This is a genomic window from Corynebacterium suedekumii (assembly GCF_030252185.1).
Classification (GTDB): domain Bacteria; phylum Actinomycetota; class Actinomycetes; order Mycobacteriales; family Mycobacteriaceae; genus Corynebacterium; species Corynebacterium suedekumii.
Genome location: NZ_CP126970.1, coordinates 47,651 through 70,677, shown reverse-complemented (window position 1 = coordinate 70,677; position 23,027 = coordinate 47,651). Strand labels below are relative to the sequence as shown.

Genomic DNA, 23,027 nt, shown 5'->3' with positions numbered 1-23,027 from the left:
CGTGTGTGCTGGGTCCTACTTGCCGACTGTCGTGATGTGGATCACGCGGTGGCATGTGGGACATGCTGCGAGGAAGTGGCGCAGATGGCGATGGCAAACTTCCACTCAGTGGAAGTGACTTGGTTCACGCAGCGTAGGGGCACCAAGAAGAACCACCGTCGCGACCCGCGGGGCTGCGACGGTGGTGGTGCGGCGTGGTTATGTCCTCTCGCCGAGACGCCCTGACTCGAGGAGGGACTCCAACGGAATGTGCGCCGTCGCCTTCTCGATGCGTTGACTCACCGCCTGGAGGGTGGGCACGTAGCGGCCCAGGGAGGGGTACTTGTCCGCGGACAGCACCAGCCCCAGCCCGGCACCGATGCGCCCGGTGTGGAAGATCGGCACCGCGATGGAGCACGTACCCAGGCGCTGCTCCTCGAAAGTGGTGGCGTACCCCTGCTCCCGGATCTTCGGGAGTTCGGCTGCCAGCTGGGCAGGATCCCCGATGGTGCTGCGGGTGCTCTGCGGCATGCGGTGCTCGAGGAATGCGTCCTGCACCCACTTCTCCTCATGGGCGAGAATCACCTTGCCCACCGCCGTCGAATGCAGCGGAAGGCGGCCGCCGGTCCATGACGACCGCGCGACACGCTTCGTACCGTAGAAGCGGAAGATGTACAGGACTTCGCGGCCGTCCCGGATCGCCAGGTGTGAGGTCTCGCCGGTGAGGGAGTAGAGGTCCTGGACGTGCGGATGCGCAGTCTCGCGGAGTTGATGGCCCACGGACTGGCCGAGCCGCCACAGGCGCAGGCCCGCCTGGTAGCGACCGTCGGGGGTGCGGTTGAGCAACCCGTGGTCGACGAGGTCGTTGACCATCCGGTGCGCGGAGCTCATGGGGAGGTCGGCGCGTTGGGCGATCTCCGTCATCGACAGCGGCCGCCGTTCGCTCTCGAAGGCGGCGAGGATGTCCGAGATCCGGTCCAGCACACTGCGCCCCGGTTGGCTGCTGCCTCCCGCCATGGAACCTCCCTTGTCGACTGATGCCTGTTGACGCTATCAGGGGCCGGTCCACGATCTTTGGCACAATGAACCTACTGATCCCCGGTGGGACCCGGCGCGGAGAGGAGGAGAACGTGAATCCCCAGTCGAGCGGTGGGCTGCATTCGTCCGCCCCCACGATCTTCAATGATGCGTCGGTCTTCGGGCAGAGCATCACCCGCGTTTACCGCCCGGTATTCCACGATGATGAGGGCAGGCAGGCGAACGTCGAGGCCGTCGACAGGCCGGGACGGCGGGGCTTCCGCGCTTCGCTCAGCGCCCACCACCTTGACGGCGTGGTGCTCTCGAACGTCGATGTCACAGGTCACGAGGTCGACTACCAGGGGACGGTTGACCCCGAGGATTCGGCCCTGAAAATCTACTACGTGTCTTCCGGGACCGCCGTCATCCGGCAGGAGGGGCGCGAGCAGACCGTGGAGGCCGGGCAGCTCGGAGTGCACGACTCCATGCAGCCGTACCAGATCTGGACGGAGACCGGGTTCGACAGCCTCATCATGGTCGTACCGAAAACCCGTCTGGCCACACTCGGGACCGGGTACGCCGACCTCAGCGCGGCGCGTTTCACCGCAGGCGACGGCGCCGGTCGGCTGGTCCTGCCGTATCTGCAGGGGTTGGCTGGCGGGCTCGATGAGGTCATCCGTGGGCAGGGGCGGCAGATCGTGCGGAGCACCGTCGATCTGCTCACGATGCTCTTCGCGTCTGCGGTCGGCACCGCCGCCGAGGGCCCTGGCGGCAGGCGCGCCCGGCAGCGGGAGGACATCGAGGGGTGGATCCGGGACCACCTTCTGGACAGTGACCTGTCCCCGGGACGTATCGCCGCCGCGCACTTCATGTCCACTCGCGCGCTGCACGCCCTGTTCAAGGAGGCGGGGACCACCGTGGGCACTGTGGTGCGCGCTGTCCGGCTGGAACGGGCCCGGGAGCTGCTCATCCTCCACCCCACCTGGGCCCTGGCGGAGGTCGGTCGCTGGTCAGGGTTCGCTGACCCGTCCTACTTCTCCCGGGTCTTCCGGCAGGAGTTCGGGATGAGTCCGGGGGAATTCCGCGCGGCGGGTGTCTGACAGACCTGCGGGTCATCGGTAGATTTCCCGACGATGTCGTAGACGATCCGATGATCACCGACTCTGATACGCAATGCACCGTGTCAGAATCCGAGTTCCTCAACGAGTTCTTCGTGGGGGCCCCTGCCCGGTTCCTGCCGAGCGATGGCAGCTGCGTGTGCGTCCTGCTGATCTTCCAGTGCCTCCATGGCGCGGTCGTAGAATTCTGGCGACACAACCACCGCGCGTCGACCTGCACCGCGAGACGTGATGACGACGGGCGAGCGCTGTGCGGCGGCGATGTAGTCACTTTGGCGGCTACGGAACTGCACGCTGCGTCCAGCGAATCTTCACCCCCGTCCTAGAGTGTCTGCCATCACGTTTGGCATGGTGTGTGTCACAGGTCCCGCCGACAGCGCGGCGGCAGAACAGAGAGGACACAGACATGAAGATCGACGCCTATGTCGTGGACGCCATCCATGCCCCGTTCGTCCGTGAGGAACTCACCATTGACGGGCCCGGCCCCGGGGAGGTTCTCGTCCGGGTCGTGGGCACCGGCGTGTGCCACACCGATCTCAACACCCAGGGCGGTGACATGCCGCTACCACTGCCAGGGGTTCTCGGGCATGAGGGCTCGGGAGTCGTGGAGGCGGTCGTTGAGGGCGTGGACAACGTTGCACCGGGAGACCACGTCATCATGGGCTGGCCCTACTGCGGAACGTGCCGCAACTGCGTCCGGGGCCAGCACCGGTACTGTCTCAACATCGGACCCGAGCTGCTGGCCGGTGTGCGACTGCACGGTCCTGACGCCGGTTCCTCCGCCTACACCCGTGCCGACGGGAGCTCGCTGTCAGGTCACTTCTTCGGCCAGTCCTCCTTCGCCACCTATTCCCTTACCCGCGCCATCGCGGTCGTGAAGGTGGACAAGGATGTCGACCTGGCGTTGCTGGGCCCTCTGGCCTGCGGTATCACCACAGGTGCGGGTGCGATCTTCAGCACCGCCCAGCCAGGTCCCGGCGAGTCGGTTGTGGTCATCGGGCCCGACCCCCGGAAAGTAGACACGGGGGATGTGATCAGGAAGCAGATCTCAGCGTAACAGGACATTGCTCTTCAAACACTGCTGGAGCGAGATACCCGCACCAGGAATGCCGACGCGTGGTGTTGTAGCGGGTACACCAGCGGAAAACATCTCGCCGGCACTGCAACTGATTGGCAAACGTCTTCGCGTCCTGGAGGACCTCACGCTTCAACGCGGCGTTGAAGGACTCCGCCAGGGCATTATCAGCGCTGCTGCCGATCGCGCCCATCGACTGCCGGATCCCCAGCGTTCTGCACGTCTCCTGGAACGCATGGGAAGTGTAGACACTGCCATGGTCCGAGTGAAAAATTGCGTCGTCGAGACTTCCGCGCTGACCCTTGGCCATCACCAGGGCGTCCTGGACCAGGGAAGTACGCATGTGATCGGCGATCGCGAAGCCGGCCAGCCGGCGGGAGAAACAGTCGATGACGGTGGCGAGGTACATATTCGACCCGTCCGCGATCGGCAGGTACGTGATATCGCCGACGTAGACCTGGTTTGGTGCCGGGGCGGTGAATTTCCTCCCCACCAGGTCCGGAAACACCGGCTTCCTCCCATCCGAGACAGTCGTGGTGACCTTGCGCTTCTTCGAGTAGCCAACCAGCTGCAACGAGCGCATGATCCGGGCGACTTTCTTGTGATTGACCGGGCTGCCGGGCGAGTCGTCGTTGAGTTGCGCCGTGATGCGTTTGGAGCCGTAGCAGCCGCGTTCTGCGGCGAACACGGCCTTGACCCGTGCGCCGAGGATCGCGTCGCTGAGCAGGCGTTGTGTCCTGGCGGAGGAGGTGTTTCTCCATTTGTAGTACGAGGACCGGTTGAGTTTCAGAACCTCACATAACCGCTTGACCGAATGGCTGTTCTTGGCGTCGTCAACGAACTGGAAGCGGATCACCAGGTCGTCTCTTCCGCAAAATATTTCGCGGCCTTGCGCAGAATATCGCGTTCCTCCCGGAGTCTGCGTACTTCTCGTTCCAGCTGGCGGATGCGTTCCGCTTCGGTCACCACGGTCGGTGTGTCAGAGCTGGAGGAAGAATCCGAGCTGCTGGTGCGGGCTCCGGTGCCGTATTTGCGGACCCAGATCTGGAGGGTGTTGCGGTTGACGCCGAGTTCGGCGGCGAGGGCGTTGATCGATACGCCGGGGGAATTCTCGTAGAGGGCGACCGCGTCGCGGCGGAACTCCTCGGTGTAGGTCTTGATCGGCATGGTGGCAGGTTACCTTTCCTCCCCGGCAGAAAGCCGGGTTGTCGGGTGTCTACCAAACAGGGGTCAGGTCCATCGGTGCCGGTGCCGTCGGTCTGGCCGCCATCATGGCAGCCCGTAACACCCCGGCCGCGACGATTGTCGCCGTGGACCTGCAGGACAGCCGTCTGGCGCTGGCGACGGAACTCGGCGCCACCCACACCGTCAATTCCGGCGAGACCGACATGCTCGAGGCGATCGCCGAGATCTGTGGCGGTCCGGCCGACTACGTCCTCGACTGCACCGGCAACATCAAGGTGATCGAGCAGGCCGCGGACGCCGTGGGACTGCTCGGCACCTTCATCCTCGTCGGCGGCGCACCAGCGGAGGCGCGCTTCTCCGTCGACCACATGCGCACCCTGTTCGGCAAGACCGTCGTCGGTACCCTCGGTGGATCCTCCACCAGCCACGAACTCATCCCGGGGTTGATCAAGCTCTACCAGGCCGGACGCTTCCCCTTCGACCGCCTGGTCACCGTCTACGACTTCGACGAGATCGACAAGGCGATCCACGATGCCCACGAGGGCGGCACCATCAAGGCCGTTCTCCGCGTCTCCGACATCTGACCCACCACAACGACAAGGACATTCACCATGACCGACTACTCCCACCTCATCTCCGACCAGCTCTACATCGGCGGCTGGCGTGCCGGCACCTCCGAGCGCACCGCCACCGACACCAACCCGTTCAACGATGAGGAGATCGTCGCCATCCGCCAGGCATCGACTGCCGATGTGGACGAGGCCTACGAGATCGCGCAGCAGAAGCAGCAGGACTGGGCCGCCCTGCCGCCGAAGAAGCGCGCCGCCATCCTCACGAAGGCCGCCGACTGGATCGAGGCCAACGCCGAGGCCATCGGCGCGCTCATCCAGGCGGAGTCGGGCTCCTCGGCGATCAAGGCGCACATCGAGACCGGCCTGGCCGTCGGCTCCCTGCGTGAGGCGGCCACCTTCCCGTCGCGGATCACCGGCACGATCCTGCCGTCCGACACCTCCGGCAAGACCAACCTCGTCTTCCGTGAGCCGGTCGGTGTCGTCGGCGTCATCAGCCCGTGGAACTTCCCGTTCACCCTGTCGATGCGCTCGGTGGCACCTGCTTTGGGCTGCGGCAACGCCGTCGTGCTCAAGCCCGCGTCCGACACCCCGCTCACCGGCGGCCTGCTCCTGGCGAAGATCTTCGAGGCTGCCGGCCTGCCCGAGGGTGTGCTCAACGTCGTCGTCGGCGCGGGTTCGGAGATCGGCGACCACTTCGTCGAGAGCCCGGTCCCCGCACTCATCTCCTTCACCGGCTCCACCCCGGTCGGCCAGGGTGTGGGCACCACCGCGATCGGCGGGAAGCACATGAAGAAGGTCGCCCTCGAGCTCGGCGGCAACGCACCCCTCGTCGTGCTTGACGACGCCGACCTCGACCAGGCCGTCGGTGGCGCCACCCTGGGCAAGTTCATGCACCAGGGCCAGATCTGCATGGCCGTCAACCGGATCATCGTCCAGGCGCCGCTCTACGACGAGTTCGTGGAGAAGTTCGCCGAGCGCGTGAAAACCATCTCCTACGGCAACCAGCTCGACGAGGGCACCGTCGTCGGCCCGCTCATCAACGACCAGCAGGTCGAGTCCGTGCGTGCCAAGATCGAACAGGCCCGAGCCGAAGGCGCCCGCGAGGTCGTCTCCGGTTCCATCGACGGCCGCGTCGTCTCCCCGCACGTCTTCGCCGACGTCACCCCCGACATGGAGCTATTCCGCGAGGAGATCTTCGGCCCCGTCGTCGGCATCATCAAAGCCGACGACGAGGAGCACGCCCTGGCCCTGGCCAACGACACCGAGTTCGGCCTGTCCTCCGCCGTCTACACCCGGGACCTCACCCGCGGCACCCGATTCGCCCGCCGCATCGAGGCCGGGATGACTCACGTCAATGACATCACCGTCAACGACGAGGCCCACGTCATGTTCGGTGGTGAGAAGAACTCCGGCCTCGGCCGCTTCAACGGCCAGTGGGCCATCGACGCCTTCACCACCGAGCACTGGGTCGGCGTCGCCCCGGGAGAGGCGAAGTTCCCGTTCTAGTCAGTTCGGTGACGACGAAGGTGTCTACCCCCTAGACGGTTAGCTGTCTAGGGGGTAGACTTACGGTGTGATCGCGGAGCAGGCCACACGGAAAGTCGTGAGAGAGCTGAGAAAGGCCGGGTTTGTACCGGTATCTGCCCGTGGCTCGCACACGAAGTGGCAGAAGGGAAAGCTCGTCGTAGTCGTCCCCGATGGGCACAAGACGATTTCGCCCGGGGTCTACCGACAGATCAGGAAGATCATGGAGGAGTCAGCATGAGCACGCGAGTGGAAGCTGTCGTTCACCGACAGGGGCAGTGGTGGGAGGTAGAAATTCCCAGCCTGGGGCAGGTGACTCAGGCCCGGACCATGTCGGCGGTGGAAGCGGCGATAGCGGAGGTGGCACACCTGGTGACGGGGCAACCCATCAGTTGCTTCGACATCGTTATGGACATCAGGGTCGACGGGATTCGGAGCATCGCGCAACGTGCTGCGGAGATCCGGAGTAAACGCGAACGTGCCCACGAACTGGAGCGGGAGGCGCAGGAGGCCACCCGCGCGCTGGCTGTCGAGCTCAGGAATGCGGGTGTGTCCGGACGTGATGCAGCGGAGTTTCTCGGGGTGTCCCATCAACGTATCCACCAGCTGACCTCATGAGAACGCCGCCGCGCCCCCACATGACGTGGGGGACGCGGCGGCGTCGATAAGCGGGGAAACCTAGCCGAAGAAGTCGACCAGAGCCTTGGTGACCTGCTCGGGCACCTCGATGGTGGGCACGTGGGCGCCGGGGGAGACCTCGACGTACTCGACCGGTCCGGAGACTCCGTCGGCGATGGCCTTGACGGCCTCCGGGGGAGTGGACTGGTCCTGGTCGGCGGCCAGTGCGAGGACGGGGACGGTGATCTCACTGAGGCGGTCACGGAAGTCCCAGTGGGCCAGGGCGTCGGAGCAGGAGGCGTAGCCGATGCCACGGGTGGAGACCACCATGCGTCGGTAGGCGGCGGTGGTTGCGGGGTGGGCGGCCTGGAAGTCCTTGGTCAGCCAGAAGTCGATGACGCCGTCGGCCATGGGCTCGAGGCCCTGCGCGCGGGTGAGCTCGGCACGGGGGTGCCACTTCTCGGTGCCACCGAAGTAGGCGGCGGTGCACAGGAAGGCGGCGCGGGTGACGCGGCCGGAGGTGGCGGTGAGGTACTGGGCCATCGCACCGCCGAGGGAGAGGCCGACGACCTGGAACGTGTCCACGCCGAGCTCGTCGAGGGTGGAGAGGACGTCGGCGGCGAGATCGTCGAAGGTGGTCTCGCCGGGGGTGACGTCCGGGTCGGGGGAGAGCCCGTGACCGCGGTGGTCGAGGGCGATGACGCGGCGGGTTTTGGACAGCTCGTCGAGCTGCGGCAGCCACATGTCGGTGGTGGAGGCGATCGAGCCGAGGAAGACGACCGGCTCGGAGTCGGACTCGGGGCCGTAGGTGACGGAATGCAGGATCATGGTCTAGTTCTCCTTCTCCACGACAGCGGCGAGACCCTGGCCGCCACCGATGCACATGGTGACCAGGCCGGTGGTGGCGTCGTCGGAACGCTGGAGTTCGTGGGCGATGGTGACGAGCATCCGGGCGCCGGTGGCGCCGACCGGGTGGCCGAGGGAGATGCCGGAACCGACGGGGTTGAGGCGCTTGTCGTCGGCGGAGATGCCCCACTCGGACAGGACGGACAGGGCCTGGGCGGCGAAAGCCTCGTTGAGCTCGATGAGGTCCATGTCGTCGAGGGTCAGGCCGAGGCGGTCGAGGACCTTGGCGGTGGCGGGGACCGGGCCGATGCCCATGGTCTCCGGGGCGACGCCGGCGACGGCCCAACCCTTGAAGGCGAGCATGGGGGTCAGGCCGAGTTCGGCGGCCTTGGCACGGGTGGTGACGATCATGGCGGCGGCGCCGTCGTTCTGGCCGGAGGCGTTGCCGGCAGTGACGGTGGCCTCCTCGTCCTGGCGGCCCATGATGGGGCGCAGCTTCGCCAGCTTCTCCAGGGAGGTGTCCTCGCGCGGGTGCTCGTCCTTGTCGATGATCACGGAGGGGTCCTTGCGGCGCTTGCCGGCCACCTCGACGGGGACGATCTCGGCGTCGAAGAGTCCCTCGGTCTGGGCGGCGACGGCGCGGCGGTGGGATTCGACGGCCATCTCGTCCTGGGCCTCGCGGGCGATGGAGTACTCGCGGCGGAGGTTCTCGGCGGTCTCGATCATGCCGCCGGGGATCGGGTGGTTCTTGCCGCCGGCGGACTCGCGGCCCTCGGCGAGGCGGTCGCGCAGGACGAGGTCGCCGCCCTTGACTCCCCAGCGGATGTCGGGGGTGACGGTGTACTCGGCGCGCGACATGGACTCGGCGCCGCCGGCGATGATGAGGTCGGCGGCACCGGAGGCGACGTGGGCGGCGGCGGTGGCCACGGCCTGCAGGCCGGAGCCGCAGCGGCGGTCGAGCTGCATGCCGGGCACGGACTCGCCGAGGCCGGCGTCGAGGGCGACGACGCGGCCCAGGGCGGGGGCGGAGCCGGCGGGGGAGGCCTGGCCGAGGATGAGGTCGTCGACCTCGGTCGGGTCGATGCCGGTGCGCTCGATGATGGCCTTGACCACGATGGTGGCCAGGTCCTGGACGGGGACGCCGGTGAAGGAGCCGCCGTAGCCGCCGACCGGGGTACGCAGCGGGGAGCAGATGACGATGTCGGTGTCGTTCTTGGTGGAGGTGGTGTCAGTCATGGTGTTCCTTTCTAGCCTTTCTAGAACAGTTCGGTGGCGGCGAGGTCGTGGGAGATCTGTTCGGCCGTCTCGATCAGGGCCGGCAGGAACCGGCGGTGGAGGTCCTCGAGATCGTGGACGACCGTCTGGGTCGAGATGTTGACCGCTGCCACCACTGTGCCCTGTGGGGAGCGGACGGGGGCGGCCAGGGACCGTAGTCCGGGTTCGAGTTCCTGGTCCACGATGGCCCAGCCCTGGTCCCGGACCTGGGCGATGACGGTACGGAGCTCGTCGGGGTCGACCTTGGTCATCGGGGTCAGTGGGACGAGGTCGACGGTGTCGAGGTAGTGGTCGAGGTCCTCAGGCGTCATGTCGGCGAGGATGACCCGGCCCATGGAGGTGGCGTAGGCGGGGAAGCGGGTGCCGATGGTGATGGACACCGTCATGATCCGTCGCACCGGCACGCGGTTGACGTAGACCACGTCCGTGCCGTCGAGGACGGACAGGGAGCTGGATTCGCCGATGCGGCGGGACAGTTCCTCCAGGCGGGGCTGCGCGATGGCGGGCAGCCCGAGGCCGGACATGTAGCTGTAGCCGAGTTCGAGGATCCGGGGGGTGAGCCAGAACTCGGTACCGTCGGTGCCGGCGTAGCCGACGGAGACGAGCGTGTGCAGGAACCGGCGGGCGGTGGCGCGTGCCAGGCCGGTGGCCTCGGCGACCTGGGCGAGAGTCTGCCGGGGATGGTCGTCGTTGAAGGTCCGGATGACGGACAGGCCGCGGACCAGGGACTGGACGTTGGGGGTGTCCTTCGGTGACTCGGCCGGCGACTCCGCCGAAGAACCCGCGGCGTCAGGGATGTCCACTCGATCAACTCCTTTCGGTGGCGATGATAGTTCGCAATGTGAACCCTTGTGCAGTGCGTGAACATCAGTGTACAGTCTGGGGCATGCTTGACAAGACCCTCTCATCCATCGATGCGGCTGTCGCCGACATTCCCGACGGTGCGTCCATCGCCGTCGGTGGATTCGGCCTGGTCGGCATCCCCGCCCGCCTCATCGACGCCCTCCGCTCCCAGGGCGCCGGTGACCTGACGATCATCTCCAACAACCTCGGCACCGACGGCTTCGGCCTCGGCCTGCTGCTGGCCGACAAGCGGATCGCCAAGTCGATCGGCTCCTACCTCGGCTCCAACAAGGAGTACGCCCGCCAGTACCTCGCCGGTGAGCTCACCGTCGAGTTCACCCCGCAGGGCACCCTCGCCGAGCGCATGCGCGCCGGTGGCGCCGGCATCCCGGCGTTCTACACCACCGCCGGTGTGGGCACCCAGGTCGCCGAGGGCGGCCTGCCGCAGCGGTACAATGAGGACGGCTCGGTGGCCATCGTGTCCAAGCCGAAGGAGACCCGCGAGTTCGACGGCACCCTCTACGTGCTCGAGGAGTCCATCCGCGCGGACTACGCCCTCGTTCACGCCCACAAGGGTGACCGCTACGGCAACCTGGTGTTCAACAAGACCGCCATGAACTTCAACGCCGACGCCGCGATGAGCGGCAAGGTGACCATCGCGCAGGTCGAGCACCTCGTCGATGTCATTGATCCGGAAGAGGTTGATCTGCCGGGCATCTTCGTCGACCGTGTCGTCGAGGTCGGCCCGCAGGAGACCGGTATCGAGAACAGGACGGTGACCCAGTAATGACCTGGTCCAAGGAACAGATGGCCGCCCGCGTGGCGGAAGAGCTCGAGAACGGCCAGTACGTCAACCTCGGCATCGGCATGCCGACCCTCATCCCCGGCTACCTGCCCGAGGGGCTCGAGGTTGTGCTGCACTCCGAGAACGGCATCCTCGGCGTCGGCCCGTACCCGACCGAGGACGAGCTGGATCCGGAGCTGATCAACGCCGGCAAGGAGACCATCACCATCACCGAGGGTGGCTCCTTCTTCTCCTCCTCCGACTCCTTCGCCATGATCCGCTCCCGCGCGGTCGACGTCGCCGTCCTCGGCGCCATGGAGGTCTCCCAGTACGGCGACCTGGCCAACTGGATGATTCCCGGCAAGATGGTCAAGGGCATGGGTGGCGCGATGGATCTCGTCCACGGCGCCCAGAAGATCATCGTCATGATGGACCACACCACCAAGAAGGGTGACTCCAAGGTCCTCCCGGTGTGCGTGCTGCCGCTGACGGGTGCGAAGTGTGTCGACATGATCGTCACCAACTACGCCGTCTTCTCCGTCGACGCCAACGACGGACTCACCCTCCTGCAGGTCGCCGAGGGCGAGACCGTGGACTCGGTCCGCGAGGTCACCGAGGCCCCCTTCGAGGTCGCCGAGGGCGTGTAACCGCCTTCTCCTTATCGACGCCGCGCCTCCCCGCACTGCGGGGGAGCGCGGCGTCGATACGCGTGGGGCGAGCCTGCCGCCCGTGTTTGACGCTCTTAGTACAGTGGGGGAGACATCCCCGCCCTCTCCCAGCGAAGCGAGAACAGTTACCGACATGGCACGTATGCAAGAAAGCGCCGACCTGCTCAAGTGCTCCTTCTGCGGGAAGAGCCAGAAGCAGGTGAAGAAGCTCATCGCCGGTGGTGGCGTCTACATCTGCGACGAGTGCATCGAGCTGTGCAACGAGATCATCGAGGAGGAGCTCGGCGCCGCCGAGGCCGCCGAGAAGAAGGAGGACAAGCTTCCGCGCCCCTCCGAGATCTCCGCCTTCCTGGACAAGTACGTCATCGGCCAGGACAAGGCCAAGCGGGTCCTCGCCGTCGCGGTGTACAACCACTACAAGCGCATCCGCACCGAGGAGAACGCGGGCGTGAGCAAGCGGAAGTCGCGCCAGGACGACGTGGAGATCGCCAAGTCGAACATCCTGCTGCTCGGCCCCACCGGCTCCGGCAAGACCTACCTCGCGCAGACCCTGGCCCGTATGCTCGACGTGCCCTTCGCCATCGCCGACGCCACCTCCCTGACCGAGGCCGGCTACGTCGGCGAGGACGTGGAGAACATCCTGCTCAAACTCCTGCAGGCCGCCGACTTCGATGTCCAGCGCGCCCAGCGCGGCATCATTTACGTCGACGAGGTGGACAAGATCTCCCGGAAGTCCGACAACCCGTCGATCACCCGCGACGTCTCCGGCGAAGGCGTCCAGCAGGCGCTGCTGAAGATCCTCGAGGGCTCCGTCGCCTCCATCCCGCCGCAGGGTGGGCGCAAGCACCCCAACCAGGAGTTCATCCAGCTGGACACCTCGAACATCCTGTTCATCGTCGCCGGTGCCTTCGCCGGGCTGGAGAAGGTCATCCAGGAGCGCGTGGGCAAGAAGGGCCTGGGCTTCGGCGCCCAGATCGAGTCCGCCTCCGACCGGGAGAAGATCGACCTGTTCGAGCAGGTCCGCCCCGAGGACCTGGTGAAATTCGGTCTCATCCCCGAGTTCATCGGCCGCCTGCCCATCGTCGCCACCGTGGACAACCTCGACCGCGAATCCCTGGTCAAGGTGCTCACCGAACCGCGCAACTCGCTGGTCAAGCAGTACGAGCGGCTCTTCGAGATGGACGGGGTGACCCTCACCTTCGACGACGGGTCCCTCGACGTCATCGCCGAGCTGGCGCTCGACCGGGGCACCGGCGCCCGTGGCCTGCGCGCCATCATGGAGGAACTGCTCGTCCCCGTCATGTACGACATCCCCGACCGCGAGGACATCGCCGAGGTGGTCATCTCCGCCGAGACCGTCCGCGGTGAGGCCGAGCCGAAGCTCGTGCTGGCGGAGGAGAAGAAGGAGACCGCCTAAGCGCCGTCCCCGATGTCCTCCGCGCCGTAGATGTCCGCCGCCGACTGCGTCTCGTCGAACGCGCGGCTACCGCTGAGGTAGCTGCTGCGGCCACTGCCGGCCACGTTCGAGGTAAGGAACGCCAGGACCGCATCCACCGTCATCCGGCGCATGCCCTCGGTGTTCTCCTCGTCGGTGGTGTCGATGTCGAAGAGGTTGACCATGATGTCGCGGTTGGACACCCGGAAGAACGCCAGCGACCAGATCATGAGAAACAGATCCTCCGCCGAGATCCCCGGGCGGAAGGCACCCGCGTCTTGACCGATCATGAGGAGCTTGTCCAGGTGCAGCAGCACCTCCGAATGGTTCGCCAGGGTGGACAGTTCCGTGACATGCAGCACGTCGTGCAGGCTCTCCAGGGCCAGGATGCGGATCGCGGAGGGGTTCTCCACCATCTTGAGGTACACGGCGTCGACAAGCTGGGTCACCCCCTCCACCGGCACCCCGGTGTCCACCGTCAGCGCCTCGTGCGAGGGGTGGATGAGCGAGAACGCCTCGACGAGACACCGCCGGTACAGACCCTTCTTGTCACCGAAGTGGTAGTGGATCATCCGCTTCGACATGCCCGAGTCGCGGGCGATGTGATCGAGCTTGGTGTCCTGAAACCCCTGCTCCGCGAACTGGGCCAGGGCGATGTCGATGACGTGGTCCACGGAGGCGGCACCCTCGTCGGGGATGTCGGGGCCGCCGGGATAGGCGTCTCCCGTGGTGGCGCCGGTGGAATCGTCGTAGCGCATGCCTGCGGACCCTTCTTGCGGTGGAACGTTCATGTTGTCGGAGTCCATCGTGCCCGATCGCCGCGACGAGGGTTATGGAGTCGATAGGAAAATGTGACGCAGCACCCGATTTAATGAACGTCCTGCTGGGGAAATGCGGGAATGATCCCGTCGCCTACGCCTGTTCGGGGGTGGCATCACCGGTGCCGCGATGTCGCTAGACTGGGCAGGGCTGTCCACGGCTGATCGCTGCGATAGGAAACGGCGATCCGCACGTCCCACCCCCGAAAGGTTCGTCCATGACCCCCGTGAAGATCACCGTCACCGGTGCCGCCGGCAACATCGCCTACTCCCTGCTGTGGCGCCTGGCCGCCGGAGACGTCTTCGGAGATGACACCCCGATCGACCTCCGCCTCCTGGAGATCCCGGACGCCGTGGGCAAGACCGAGGGTGTAGCCATGGAACTGCAGGACTCCGCCTTCCCCCTGCTGCGCTCCATCACGGTCACCGACCGCCCCGAGGAGGCCTTCGACGGTGCCAACGCCGCCTTCCTCGTCGGCGCGAAGCCGCGCGGCAAGGGCGAGGAACGCGCTGACCTGCTGGCCAACAACGGCAAGATCTTCGCCCCGCAGGGCAAGGCGATCAACGACCACGCCGCCGATGACGTCCGCGTCCTCGTCGTGGGCAACCCCGCCAACACCAACGCGCTCATCGCCCAGCAGTCCGCGCCGGACGTCCCGGCCGACCGCTTCACCGCCCTCATGCGCCTCGACCACAACCGCGCCCTGTCCCAGCTCGCCGCGAAGCTGGACGTTCCCACCACCGCCTTCGAGGACGTCGTCGTGTGGGGCAACCACTCCGCCACCCAGTTCCCTGACCTCACCTTCGCCACCGTCAACGGAGACAAGGTCATCGACCGGATCGACCGCGACTGGTACGTCAACGAGTTCATCCCGCGGGTGGCCAAGCGTGGTTCCGAGATCATCGAGGTCCGCGGGTCCTCCTCCGCCGCCTCCGCCGCCTCCGCCGCGATCGACCACATGCGCGACTGGGTCCAGGGCACCGACCAGTGGGTGTCCGCCGCCATCGTCTCCGACGGCTCCTACGGCATCGACGAAGGCCTGGTCGCCGGCCTGCCCACCGTCGCCCGCGACGGTAAGTGGGAGATCGTCCAGGGCCTCGAGCTCAACGACTTCCAGCGCGAGCGTATCGCCGCCAACGTCGAGGAGCTCAAGGCCGAGCGCGACGCCGTCGCCGACCTCCTGCGCTAGCTGTACTTCCCCGTGACGTTGTGAACGCGTTGCAGGGGAGTTAACCCTCCGATAGCAGTGTGAGCCCGGTGGCAATTGTAATCGTGGATGAACCTCGCATACGCTGCCTGCCGGGCCTTCTCACTGTCATAAGCTCTCACATAGGCCCACTCCTGCATCAACGTGCGATTAAACCTCTCGACCTTGCCATTGGTCTGCGGACGATACGGCCTGGTGAACTTATGGACGATACCCTCACCAAGCGCGTCAGCAAACACATGCGAACGGTAGCAACCCCCGTTATCAGTCATCACCTGTTTGACGGTGAACCCGCACCCAGCGAAAAAGGCCCTCGCCCGCTTCCAGAACCCGGCAGCAGTATCTTTCCGCTCGTCTCCCAGGATCTCCGAGTACACCAGCCGTGAATGATCATCGACGGCATGATGCAGGTAGGAATATCCCCGCCCGGGTTTCGCCCCGGCCTTGTACAGCACGTCTCGTCGACGCCCGGCCGCCCGGTCCTGGGCAGAACCGCGCTGATGAACGCGCCATCCACCGCCATCAGGGATCTTGCTCAGCTTCTTGATGTCGACATGGACCAGATCACCGGGTGCGTCGCGTTCGTAGCGCACTGCCGGCTGCCTGCGCACCGGCAGTCCGGTGGCCTGGTCGATGCACTCAAGCTTCGGCATCCGGTAGCGGGCCAGGACCCTACCGACGGTGGATCGGGGGATTCCCAGGTGGTATCCGATGCGGTGGGGTCCCCATTGGCGGGTGAACCGAAGTTTGATGATCCGGCGTTCGCGTCGCACGGCAAGCCGGTTAGGACTGGTGGCAGGTCGGCTGGAGTGGTCGTTGAGGTCCTCGGTGGTGCGGGCGCGTGTGACCCAGCGGTTTACGGTTGCCGCAGAGACCTGGTAGCGCTCGGCGACCTGGCGTTGGCTTAGTCCTTCGGTCAGGACCAGGTCGACCATTTTCTTTCTCCCCGTCGGGGTCAACGGTGCGTTACGGTGTGTCACTAGGAACCTCCGGTGTTGGTGTGCGTGTAGTTACCCACCTGCGTACCGGAGGTTCCCTTTATTCGCTCACACCGTTCACAACCTCCCGGGGAAGTACAGCTAGCCGGGTGAGTCGCCTGCGGGTGGGCTAGGGTCTTCCGCATGCGCTTCGGCATCGATTTCGGCACCACCCGCACCGTCGTGGCCACGGTGGACCGCGGCAACTACCCCGTGGTCACCATGACCGACACCGCCGGCGACCCGCAGGACCACCTGCCCTCCGTCGTCGCCCTCGAGGGGGACCGGATCGTCGCCGGCTGGCGCGCCCTCGAACGGGACAACCCGACCCTGACCCGCTCCGTCAAACGCCTGCTCACCGCCCCCGACGTCACCGCCGAGACCCCGGTGCGGCTGGGCGAGCAGACCCGCCCCCTCGGGGAGGTGCTGGCGGCATTAGCGGTGGAGGTCGTCGACACGCTGCGCGAGGTCGCCGGCGACGACGCGATTGAGGTGGTCCTCGGTGTCCCCGCCAACGCTCTCTCCGCCCAACGGCTGCTCACCCTCGACGCCTTCACCCGCGCTGGCGCGACCGTCCTCGGCCTGGTCAACGAACCCTCAGCCGCCGCGTTCGAGTACACCCACCGCCACGCGCGCACCCTCAACACGAAGCGCTCCAGCATCATCGTCTACGACCTTGGCGGCGGCACCTTCGACGCCACCCTCATGCGTATCGACGCCCACCGCCACGACGTCATCACCTCCCTCGGCATCTCCCGCCTCGGCGGCGACGACTTTGACGAGGTCCTCGCCGACCTGGCCCTGGCGGCGACCGGCCGTGGCGACGACGTCTTCGGGGCCCGCGCCCGCCGACGCCTCCTCGACGAGGCCCGCACCGCCAAGGAACAGCTCCGGCCCCAGTCCCGCCGCATCATCCTCGAACTCGGCGACGACGACGTCATCGTCCCCGTCACCGACTTCCACGACGACGCCACTCCGCTCATCGAACGCACCCTGGCCGCCCTGCGCCCGCTCATCGGTGACTCCGAGACTCTCACGGACACCGACATCGCCGGCATCTACCTCGTCGGTGGCGCCACCGCCCTCCCACTCGTGCCCCGCCTGCTGCGCGAACGCTTCGGCCGCCGCGTCCACCGCTCACCCCTGCCCACCGCCTCCACCGCCGTCGGCCTGGCCATCGCCGCCGACCCGGATTCCGACTACGCCCTGAACGACCGCCTCACCCGCGGCATCGGCGTCTTCCGCGAATCCGACAGCGGCGCCGCCGTGAGCTTCGACCCGCTCGTCGCCCCCGGCGCCCCGGCAGGTGACGACGGCACCATCACCGTCACCCGCCGCTACCGCGCCGCCCACAACCTCGGCTGGTTCCGCTTCGTCGAATACGCCGCGACGGCCGACGGCGAACCCGGAGACCTCGCACCCCTGGCCGAGGTCCTCGTGCCCTTCGCCGCGGATCTGGCGAATGTGGCGGATCTGTCGCAGGTGACCGTGGAACGCCGCGAAAACGGCCCCGAGGTCATTGAGACCGTCACCGTCGACGCCGATGGCATCACCACCATCACCGTCGAAGTCCCGGAATTGGACGTCCAGGTGCAGGCGAGCGCGGGGGAGGGCTGACCTGAATCAGCTCCCACGTCTGACACCGGGCCGGAAATGCGGGGAATCTGCCGCTGGAGTCAGACGTCAGTGCCACTCGGTGGGTGTGTCAGGTCCGGGCTGACCCGAATCAGCTCTAACGTCTGACACCGGGCCGGAAATGCGGGGAATCTGCCGCTGGTGTCAGACGTCAGTGCTGCCCCGGCCGACTCCGGTGGAACCGGCTCCCGACCACACCCGCCTCAAGACCCCGCCCATCTGCTCGGTGACAGGGCCGAGGTGCTCCTCGCGGCGTTCGCGGTCGCCGGCGGCGGTGGTGGCCATGTAGAGGCTGGCGAAGCCGCCGAGCACCCAGCTGACCTTGACCAGCGCGCCAGAGAAGTACAGCGGGCCGAGAGTGACAAGGACAGTCGGCGTGCCGGTCCACGTGGCGATGGTCGCCTGCGGCACCGCGGCCAGACCGAACACGAAGAACCCGACGAACACCAGCAGGCCGAAGATGCTGGCCTGTGCGAGGTGGACGCTCGCCGCATTCCACCGGATGTTGAGCTTCACCCGCAGGGGCAGGGTGCTCTCCACCTCCTGCAGCACGGTCTCGACGTGACGGTTGACGGTGACCACGCACACCAGGGCACCCATCGTCCACAGGAGCAGGGCGACGAGCAGCGCCTGAGTGATGTTCTACGCGACGGCGAGCTGCCAGAGGTTGGAGTTGAAGAAGAAGAACAGGAACGCCACCAGCAGCAGCGGCAGGTAGAACAAGCTCTGGCGCAGGGAGTCGGGGATCTCGCGGAGCGCCCGGACCAGCGTCCAGTGGGTCAGGTACGCCCAACCGAGGCAGGTCAGCAGCACCACCAGGACCGTCCACGCCAGGCTGAACCAGAACTCGACGAGGTAGATCGCGGGGTAGATCGCGGGGTAGATCGCGGACCACGCGAGGACGATCACGCCGACCACGATGCCCACCCGGCCCGGCAGGACCCGTAGGAGCAGCCACAGCAGCAGGGGGATGATGATGATCGCCGTGGCGGTCGCCGTCAGCGGCCACACCAGGCGGTCGAGGACCAGGCCTTCATCCGTGGCTCCGTAGAGGGCCTCCCAGTCCTCCTGGCTCAGGGAGGTCGCCAGCGCCGTGTCTGCGGACGCGATCACACCGAGGAGACTGGCACCGGGGGCGCTGCGTTGGGCGAGTCGGTGGGCCCGGTCCCGGGAGGGGACGGCGGCGGGCAGGCCGGTGTTCCACAGGAGTCGCGAAGAAGTCTGCACGGTGGTCAGCGTAGTGACTCCGGGGCGTCGAGCCACAGCGCGCACCGGGTGACCGCCACGTGGCGGTCGGGTTGCCACGGCCACCGCGGAAGCAGCGCCGGGGTGGGGGAGCAGTTGATCCTGACGTTCGTGCCTTCCGGCCCGCCCAGGATCAGTTGCGTATCGACGATCGCGTGGCTCCCCGCCTCAAATGTCCGTTCGCTGCGCACCTCCTGCACGTCGTCGAGGGGGATCCGGGCGACGACGGTCCGGCCCCGGCGCAGAACCAGTTCGTCGCCGAGAAAGTGGGGGTGCACCACACCGGCGGCAACGTAGCCCCATAGGAGGAGCAGGGAGTAAATCGACAGGAGGAGCAGGACGAGGCGGACCGTCGGCCAGGGAAGGAGCAGCTCGATGGCGGTGATCTCGATGGCGGTGGCCACCGAGATCATCACGGGCAGGTGCCACCAGCCGCGCTGGGCGGGGAGGGCGACCGAACCCTCCGGTACGACCCGACGGCCGCGGAGCAGGCGGGCCAGGTCGGCCCAGGCACCGAGTTCGTGCCGGATGAGCCGCAACGGGAGAATGTCCCGGCCGGTGCGCCACGCCACCAGCAGGGCGGTGAGCGCAATGCACGCCTCGGCCCCCAGAAACAGCGCCACCGCCCCGGCCCCGTTGATGATGCCGGAGTGCCAGAGCCACCAGTCAGCGACCAGGACCACCAGGACGACAGGCAGCCATCTCATGACTGCCCCGATATTTCAGCCAGCGCCCGGGTCTGGGCACCGCGGGTCTCATAGTCCCGGGAGGAAACGGGCAGGTTGCCGGGTCGGAGGGTCTCCCACACCCCGGACATGAGGCCCTCCCGGGTGAGGCCGGAGAGGTTGTCGATGATGCCGTCGACCGCGGGGTCCTCGGACTTCAGCGATCCCAGCCGGTCCCACAGGTCGAAGGCGCGACGGTACTCCGCGCGCCGGGCCGGGTCGGCGAGGTTGGCCCGCATCCGCTCCCACGTCTCGTCGGCGGCCACCCCGCACAGGCCCATGAGTTCGAGGCTGTCGAGTTCGAGCCGCAGGTAGTCACTGTCACGGCCGATCCCGGTGATCATCTCGCGGAGGTCGGCCGGGAGTCCGAGGGTCCCGGAGCGCAGGGCGAGCAGGTGGCGGCGTTGTTCGTGGAGGGCGGTGAGGCGGGCGTCGATGCGGGCGAGGGCGGCGTCGTATAGCGAGGGGTCGGGGACCGAGATCGCGCTGAGGGGGATGCCCGCCTGTACCAGGGCGCGGACGCGGAGCAGGTCTGCGAGGTCGGCGAGCGAGTAGTCGCGGTAGCCACCGTGCGTGCGCGCGGGCTCGGGGAGGGCACCGGCGGCGTGGTAGTGACGGACGGCGCGGACGGAGCAGCCGGCGGCACGCGCGGCGTTGGAGATCCTCATACCCCCAGCATGAACCATGACGTCACGTGAGGGTCAAGTGATTTCCGCAGGACGCTAAGATGGTCCGCGTGACTGAGCAGACTGATGGCACCACGATGGGCACTGACCGCAGCGGCGCGCTTCCGAAGTCCTGGGATCCCCGGGCCGTGGAGGCGGAGCTCTACCAGGGCTGGGTGGATGCGGGGTATTTCACCGCGGACCCGGACTCGGACAAGCCGGCCTATTCCATTGTGCTGCCGCCGCCGAACGTGACTGGTCAGCTGCACATGGGCCATGCGCTCGACCACACGCTCATGGATTCGCTGGTGCGCCGCAAGCGCATGCAGGGCTACGAGGTGCTGTGGCTGCCGGGCATGGACCACGCGGGCATCGCGACGCAGACCAAGGTCGAGGCGATGCTCAAGGAGACCGAGGGCAAGGACCGCTACGACTACGGGCGTGAGGAGTTCATCGCCAAGGTCTGGGAGTGGAAGGAGCAGTACGGCGGCACCATCACCGGCCAGATGCGCGCCATCGGTGACTCCGTCGACTGGTCCCGCGAGCGTTTCACCCTCGACGAGGGCCTGTCGCGGGCGGTGCAGACCATCTTCAAGGAACTCTTCGACCGTGGTCTGGTCTACCGCGCGAACCGTCTGGTCAACTGGTCGCCGGTGCTGGAGACCGCCGTCTCCGACATCGAGGTCGTGTACAAGGATGTCGAGGGCGAGCTCGTCTCCTTCCGGTACGGCTCCATGAACGACGATGAGCCGCACATCATCGTCGCCACCACGCGTCTGGAGACCATGCTTGGCGACGTCGCCATTGCCGTCCACCCCGACGACGCCCGCTACGCGGACCTCGTCGGCCAGACCCTGCCGCACCCCTTCCGCGACGATCTCTCCCTGGTCGTCGTCGCCGACGACTACGTCGACCCGGAATTCGGGTCCGGTGCCGTGAAGATCACCCCGGCGCACGACCCCAACGACTACGCCCTCGGCCTGCGCCACGACCTGGACATGCCGACGATCATGGACGCCACCGGCCACATCGCGGACACCGGCACCCGGTTCGACGGCCTGACCCGCGAGGAGGCCCGCGTCGCCGTGCGTGAGGCGCTCGCCGAGCAGGGCCGCATCGTCGCCGAGAAGCGCCCCTACCTGCACTCCGTCGGCCACTCCGAACGCTCCGGTGAGCCGATCGAGCCGCGGCTGTCGCTGCAGTGGTTCGTCAAGGTCGACGAGCTGGCGCAGATGGCCGGCGACGCCATCCGCTCCGGTGACACGGAGATCCACCCCGAGTCGATGGAGCCGCGCTACTTCGACTGGGTGGACAACATGCACGACTGGACCATCTCCCGTCAGCTGTGGTGGGGCCACCGCATCCCCATCTGGTACGGCCCCGACGGCGAGGTCGTCTGCGTCGGCCCCGACGAGCAGGCACCCGAGGGCTACACCCAGGACCCGGACGTCCTGGACACCTGGTTCTCCTCCGCGCTGTGGCCCTTCTCCACCATGGGCTGGCCGGAGAAGACCCCTGAGCTGGCGAAGTTCTACCCCACGACCGTTCTGGTCACCGCCTACGACATCCTCTTCTTCTGGGTCGCCCGGATGATGATGTTCGGCACCTTCGCCGCGAAGATCACCCCCGAGGTCCTCGGCACCGGGCAGGACGGCCGCCCGGAGATCCCCTTCGAGCACCTCTTCCTCCACGGCCTGGTGCGTGACGAGCACGGCCGTAAGATGTCCAAGTCCCTCGGCAACGGCATCGACCCCATGGACTGGGTCGACCGATTCGGCGCCGACGCCCTGCGCTTCACCCTCGCCCGCGGCGCCAACCCGGGCACCGACCTGCCCGTCGGCGAGGACGCCGCCCAGTCCTCGCGCAACTTCGCCACCAAGCTGTTCAACGCGACCAAGTTCGCCCTCATGAACGGCGCGGAGGTCGGCGACCTGCCGGCCCGGGAAGAGCTCACCGACGCCGACCGCTGGATCCTCGACCGCCTCGAGCAGGTTCGGGAGAAGGTCGACGCCTACTTCGACGACTACCAGTTCGCCAAGGCCAACGAGGAGCTCTACCACTTCGCGTGGGACGAGTTCTGTGACTGGTACCTGGAGATCGCCAAGACCCAGATCCCGCGCGAGGGTGCCTCCCGGGAGGGCCGGAACACCCAGCTCGTCCTCGGCCGGGTCCTCGACGTCCTCCTGCGGCTGCTTCACCCGGCGATGCCGTTCGTCACCGAGGTCCTGTGGAAGGCGCTGACCGACAACGAGTCGATCGTCCTCGCCGCCTGGCCCACTGCCGCCGAGACCACCGACGGCGCCGCCCTCGACGAGGTCGCCGCCCGCCGTATCGCTGACGCCGAGAAGCTCATCACCGAGATCCGCCGCTTCCGCTCCGACCAGGGCGTCAAGCCCTCCCAGAAGGTCCCCGCCACCATCGACTTCGCCGCCGCCGACCTGACACCGCTGGAGACCGCCGTGCGTTCCCTGGCCAAGGTCGAGACGCCCGCCGACGGTTTCGAGGAGTCCGCCTCCATCGAACTGCGCCTGTCGCAGGCCACCATCGCCGTCGCCCTGGACACCTCCGGCACCGTCGACGTCGCCGCCGAGCGCAAGCGCCTGGAGAAGGACCTCGCCGCCGCCCACAAGGAACTCGAGGGCACCGCCAAGAAGCTGTCCAACGAGGCGTTCCTGTCCAAGGCACCCGACGCCGTGGTGGAGAAGATCCGCACCCGCCAGCAGGTCGCCCAGGAAGAGGTCGAACGCATCACCGCCCGCCTGGAGGCACTCAAGTGAGCCGTGACGAGGGGCGCGAGGAGATCCTGGCCAACGCC

24 protein-coding genes are annotated in these 23,027 nt (G+C 67.1%); 12 read left to right on the top strand and 12 right to left on the bottom strand.

What is annotated here, in order from left to right:
* Nucleotides 1-198: 198 nt before the first annotated feature.
* The gene (locus QP029_RS00355) at nucleotides 199-996 is read right to left on the bottom strand and encodes an IclR family transcriptional regulator (protein WP_284874955.1); all 798 of its coding nucleotides are present in this window, start codon (nucleotides 994-996) and stop codon (nucleotides 199-201) included.
* Between the two features lie 113 nt (nucleotides 997-1,109).
* On the opposite strand from QP029_RS00355, the gene QP029_RS00350 reads away from it, so the two are divergent.
* Nucleotides 1,110-2,096: an AraC family transcriptional regulator gene (locus QP029_RS00350; RefSeq protein ID WP_284874954.1), complete on the top strand. Its 987-nt coding sequence runs from the start codon at nucleotides 1,110-1,112 to the stop codon at nucleotides 2,094-2,096.
* Nucleotides 2,097-2,179: 83 nt separating this feature from the next.
* On the opposite strand, the gene QP029_RS00345 is transcribed toward QP029_RS00350, so the two are convergent.
* Nucleotides 2,180-2,407, bottom strand: coding sequence for a type II toxin-antitoxin system prevent-host-death family antitoxin (locus QP029_RS00345; RefSeq protein ID WP_284874953.1), 228 nt, complete (start codon nucleotides 2,405-2,407; stop codon nucleotides 2,180-2,182).
* A 113-nt stretch (nucleotides 2,408-2,520) separates the two neighbouring features.
* Between QP029_RS00345 and QP029_RS00340 the strand changes: the two genes are divergently transcribed.
* Nucleotides 2,521-3,171, top strand: a complete 651-nt coding sequence (locus QP029_RS00340; RefSeq protein WP_284874952.1) for an alcohol dehydrogenase catalytic domain-containing protein — start codon at nucleotides 2,521-2,523, stop codon at nucleotides 3,169-3,171.
* Here the strand turns inward: QP029_RS00340 and QP029_RS00335 are convergent.
* A protein-coding gene (locus QP029_RS00335) for an IS3 family transposase (RefSeq protein WP_284874951.1) occupies nucleotides 3,149-4,356 on the bottom strand; the annotation gives its coding sequence in 2 pieces (ribosomal slippage) (nucleotides 3,149-4,056 and nucleotides 4,056-4,356; 1,209 coding nt in all). The two genes, QP029_RS00340 and QP029_RS00335, sit on opposite strands and share 23 nt — an antisense overlap.
* Nucleotides 4,357-4,460: 104 nt before the next feature.
* Between QP029_RS00335 and QP029_RS00330 the strand changes: the two genes are divergently transcribed.
* The 4 genes from QP029_RS00330 to QP029_RS00315 all read left to right on the top strand — a co-directional run bounded on the left by QP029_RS00330 (nucleotide 4,461) and on the right by QP029_RS00315 (nucleotide 7,088).
* Nucleotides 4,461-4,958, top strand: coding sequence for a zinc-binding dehydrogenase (locus QP029_RS00330; protein WP_284874950.1), 498 nt, complete (start codon nucleotides 4,461-4,463; stop codon nucleotides 4,956-4,958).
* A 27-nt stretch (nucleotides 4,959-4,985) separates the two neighbouring features.
* Nucleotides 4,986-6,452, top strand: coding sequence for an aldehyde dehydrogenase family protein (locus tag QP029_RS00325; RefSeq protein ID WP_284874949.1), 1,467 nt, complete (start codon nucleotides 4,986-4,988; stop codon nucleotides 6,450-6,452).
* 67 nt (nucleotides 6,453-6,519) lie between these two features.
* A complete protein-coding gene (locus QP029_RS00320) occupies nucleotides 6,520-6,711 on the top strand; it encodes a type II toxin-antitoxin system HicA family toxin (protein WP_284874948.1) in 192 nt (63 codons plus the stop codon).
* Complete coding sequence (locus tag QP029_RS00315; protein ID WP_284874947.1) at nucleotides 6,708-7,088, top strand: hypothetical protein; 381 nt, start codon at nucleotides 6,708-6,710, stop codon at nucleotides 7,086-7,088. Before QP029_RS00320 ends, QP029_RS00315 begins: the two co-directional genes overlap by 4 nt.
* Nucleotides 7,089-7,148: 60 nt before the next feature.
* Here QP029_RS00315 and QP029_RS00310 read toward each other — a convergent pair whose 3' ends face one another.
* The 3 genes from QP029_RS00310 to QP029_RS00300 are packed head-to-tail and all read right to left on the bottom strand — an operon-like array spanning nucleotide 7,149 to nucleotide 9,934.
* The gene (locus QP029_RS00310) at nucleotides 7,149-7,916 is read right to left on the bottom strand and encodes an alpha/beta fold hydrolase (RefSeq protein WP_284874946.1); all 768 of its coding nucleotides are present in this window, start codon (nucleotides 7,914-7,916) and stop codon (nucleotides 7,149-7,151) included.
* A gap of 3 nt (nucleotides 7,917-7,919) precedes the next feature.
* The gene (locus QP029_RS00305) at nucleotides 7,920-9,170 is read right to left on the bottom strand and encodes an acetyl-CoA C-acetyltransferase (RefSeq protein WP_284874945.1); all 1,251 of its coding nucleotides are present in this window, start codon (nucleotides 9,168-9,170) and stop codon (nucleotides 7,920-7,922) included.
* A 20-nt stretch (nucleotides 9,171-9,190) separates the two neighbouring features.
* Entirely contained in the window at nucleotides 9,191-9,934 is a 744-nt protein-coding gene (locus QP029_RS00300; RefSeq protein ID WP_432418738.1) for an IclR family transcriptional regulator domain-containing protein, read from the bottom strand.
* Between the two features lie 161 nt (nucleotides 9,935-10,095).
* On the opposite strand from QP029_RS00300, the gene QP029_RS00295 reads away from it, so the two are divergent.
* The 3 genes from QP029_RS00295 (at nucleotide 10,096) to clpX (ending at nucleotide 12,921) form a co-directional block, all read left to right on the top strand.
* A complete protein-coding gene (locus tag QP029_RS00295) occupies nucleotides 10,096-10,839 on the top strand; it encodes a CoA transferase subunit A (RefSeq protein ID WP_284874943.1) in 744 nt (247 codons plus the stop codon).
* Entirely contained in the window at nucleotides 10,839-11,483 is a 645-nt protein-coding gene (locus QP029_RS00290; protein ID WP_284874942.1) for a 3-oxoacid CoA-transferase subunit B, read from the top strand. Before QP029_RS00295 ends, QP029_RS00290 begins: the two co-directional genes overlap by 1 nt.
* A 154-nt stretch (nucleotides 11,484-11,637) precedes the next feature.
* Complete coding sequence (gene clpX / locus QP029_RS00285) at nucleotides 11,638-12,921, top strand: ATP-dependent Clp protease ATP-binding subunit ClpX (protein ID WP_284874941.1); 1,284 nt, start codon at nucleotides 11,638-11,640, stop codon at nucleotides 12,919-12,921.
* On the opposite strand, the gene QP029_RS00280 is transcribed toward clpX, so the two are convergent.
* Nucleotides 12,918-13,697 (bottom strand): TetR/AcrR family transcriptional regulator, encoded by a 780-nt coding sequence (locus tag QP029_RS00280; RefSeq protein WP_284874940.1) that lies wholly within the window; start codon nucleotides 13,695-13,697, stop codon nucleotides 12,918-12,920. The two genes, clpX and QP029_RS00280, sit on opposite strands and share 4 nt — an antisense overlap.
* A gap of 278 nt (nucleotides 13,698-13,975) precedes the next feature.
* On the opposite strand from QP029_RS00280, the gene QP029_RS00275 reads away from it, so the two are divergent.
* Complete coding sequence (locus tag QP029_RS00275) at nucleotides 13,976-14,947, top strand: malate dehydrogenase (RefSeq protein WP_284874939.1); 972 nt, start codon at nucleotides 13,976-13,978, stop codon at nucleotides 14,945-14,947.
* Here the strand turns inward: QP029_RS00275 and QP029_RS00270 are convergent.
* Complete coding sequence (locus QP029_RS00270; protein ID WP_284874938.1) at nucleotides 14,944-15,945, bottom strand: IS481 family transposase; 1,002 nt, start codon at nucleotides 15,943-15,945, stop codon at nucleotides 14,944-14,946. The genes QP029_RS00275 and QP029_RS00270 overlap by 4 nt on opposite strands.
* Nucleotides 15,946-16,086: 141 nt before the next feature.
* On the opposite strand from QP029_RS00270, the gene QP029_RS00265 reads away from it, so the two are divergent.
* Nucleotides 16,087-17,559 carry an Hsp70 family protein gene (locus QP029_RS00265; RefSeq protein ID WP_284874937.1) on the top strand — a complete coding sequence of 491 codons (1,473 nt, stop codon included), beginning with the start codon at nucleotides 16,087-16,089 and terminating at the stop codon, nucleotides 17,557-17,559.
* 162 nt (nucleotides 17,560-17,721) lie between these two features.
* On the opposite strand, the gene QP029_RS00260 is transcribed toward QP029_RS00265, so the two are convergent.
* From QP029_RS00260 to QP029_RS00245, 4 genes are read right to left on the bottom strand one after another with little or no spacing between them, the layout of a single operon-like run.
* Nucleotides 17,722-18,159: a hypothetical protein gene (locus tag QP029_RS00260; protein WP_284874936.1), complete on the bottom strand. Its 438-nt coding sequence runs from the start codon at nucleotides 18,157-18,159 to the stop codon at nucleotides 17,722-17,724.
* A 60-nt stretch (nucleotides 18,160-18,219) separates the two neighbouring features.
* Complete coding sequence (locus QP029_RS00255; RefSeq protein ID WP_284874935.1) at nucleotides 18,220-18,804, bottom strand: hypothetical protein; 585 nt, start codon at nucleotides 18,802-18,804, stop codon at nucleotides 18,220-18,222.
* A gap of 5 nt (nucleotides 18,805-18,809) precedes the next feature.
* Complete coding sequence (locus QP029_RS00250) at nucleotides 18,810-19,529, bottom strand: hypothetical protein (protein WP_284874934.1); 720 nt, start codon at nucleotides 19,527-19,529, stop codon at nucleotides 18,810-18,812.
* Complete coding sequence (locus QP029_RS00245; protein ID WP_284874933.1) at nucleotides 19,526-20,215, bottom strand: helix-turn-helix domain-containing protein; 690 nt, start codon at nucleotides 20,213-20,215, stop codon at nucleotides 19,526-19,528. Before QP029_RS00245 ends, QP029_RS00250 begins: the two co-directional genes overlap by 4 nt.
* 59 nt (nucleotides 20,216-20,274) lie before the next feature.
* On the opposite strand from QP029_RS00245, the gene QP029_RS00240 reads away from it, so the two are divergent.
* Nucleotides 20,275-22,989 carry a valine--tRNA ligase gene (locus QP029_RS00240; RefSeq protein ID WP_284874932.1) on the top strand — a complete coding sequence of 905 codons (2,715 nt, stop codon included), beginning with the start codon at nucleotides 20,275-20,277 and terminating at the stop codon, nucleotides 22,987-22,989.
* Nucleotides 22,990-23,027 lie beyond the last annotated feature (38 nt).

Bases quoted from the DNA above. Each gene is read 5' to 3' on its own strand.
- QP029_RS00355 (WP_284874955.1), bottom strand. From the start codon at position 996: ATGGCGGGAGGCAGCAGCCAACCGGGGCGCAGTGTGCTGGACCGGATC.
- QP029_RS00340 (WP_284874952.1), top strand. From the start codon at position 2,521: ATGAAGATCGACGCCTATGTCGTGGACGCCATCCATGCCCCGTTCGTC.
- QP029_RS00330 (WP_284874950.1), top strand. From the start codon at position 4,461: ATGGCAGCCCGTAACACCCCGGCCGCGACGATTGTCGCCGTGGACCTG.
- QP029_RS00325 (WP_284874949.1), top strand. From the start codon at position 4,986: ATGACCGACTACTCCCACCTCATCTCCGACCAGCTCTACATCGGCGGC.
- QP029_RS00315 (WP_284874947.1), top strand. From the start codon at position 6,708: ATGAGCACGCGAGTGGAAGCTGTCGTTCACCGACAGGGGCAGTGGTGG.
- QP029_RS00310 (WP_284874946.1), bottom strand. From the start codon at position 7,916: ATGATCCTGCATTCCGTCACCTACGGCCCCGAGTCCGACTCCGAGCCG.
- QP029_RS00305 (WP_284874945.1), bottom strand. From the start codon at position 9,170: ATGACTGACACCACCTCCACCAAGAACGACACCGACATCGTCATCTGC.
- QP029_RS00295 (WP_284874943.1), top strand. From the start codon at position 10,096: ATGCTTGACAAGACCCTCTCATCCATCGATGCGGCTGTCGCCGACATT.
- QP029_RS00290 (WP_284874942.1), top strand. From the start codon at position 10,839: ATGACCTGGTCCAAGGAACAGATGGCCGCCCGCGTGGCGGAAGAGCTC.
- clpX (WP_284874941.1), top strand. From the start codon at position 11,638: ATGGCACGTATGCAAGAAAGCGCCGACCTGCTCAAGTGCTCCTTCTGC.
- QP029_RS00280 (WP_284874940.1), bottom strand. From the start codon at position 13,697: ATGCGCTACGACGATTCCACCGGCGCCACCACGGGAGACGCCTATCCC.
- QP029_RS00275 (WP_284874939.1), top strand. From the start codon at position 13,976: ATGACCCCCGTGAAGATCACCGTCACCGGTGCCGCCGGCAACATCGCC.
- QP029_RS00265 (WP_284874937.1), top strand. From the start codon at position 16,087: ATGCGCTTCGGCATCGATTTCGGCACCACCCGCACCGTCGTGGCCACG.
- QP029_RS00250 (WP_284874934.1), bottom strand. From the start codon at position 19,529: ATGAGATGGCTGCCTGTCGTCCTGGTGGTCCTGGTCGCTGACTGGTGG.
- QP029_RS00245 (WP_284874933.1), bottom strand. From the start codon at position 20,215: ATGAGGATCTCCAACGCCGCGCGTGCCGCCGGCTGCTCCGTCCGCGCC.
- QP029_RS00240 (WP_284874932.1), top strand. From the start codon at position 20,275: ATGGTCCGCGTGACTGAGCAGACTGATGGCACCACGATGGGCACTGAC.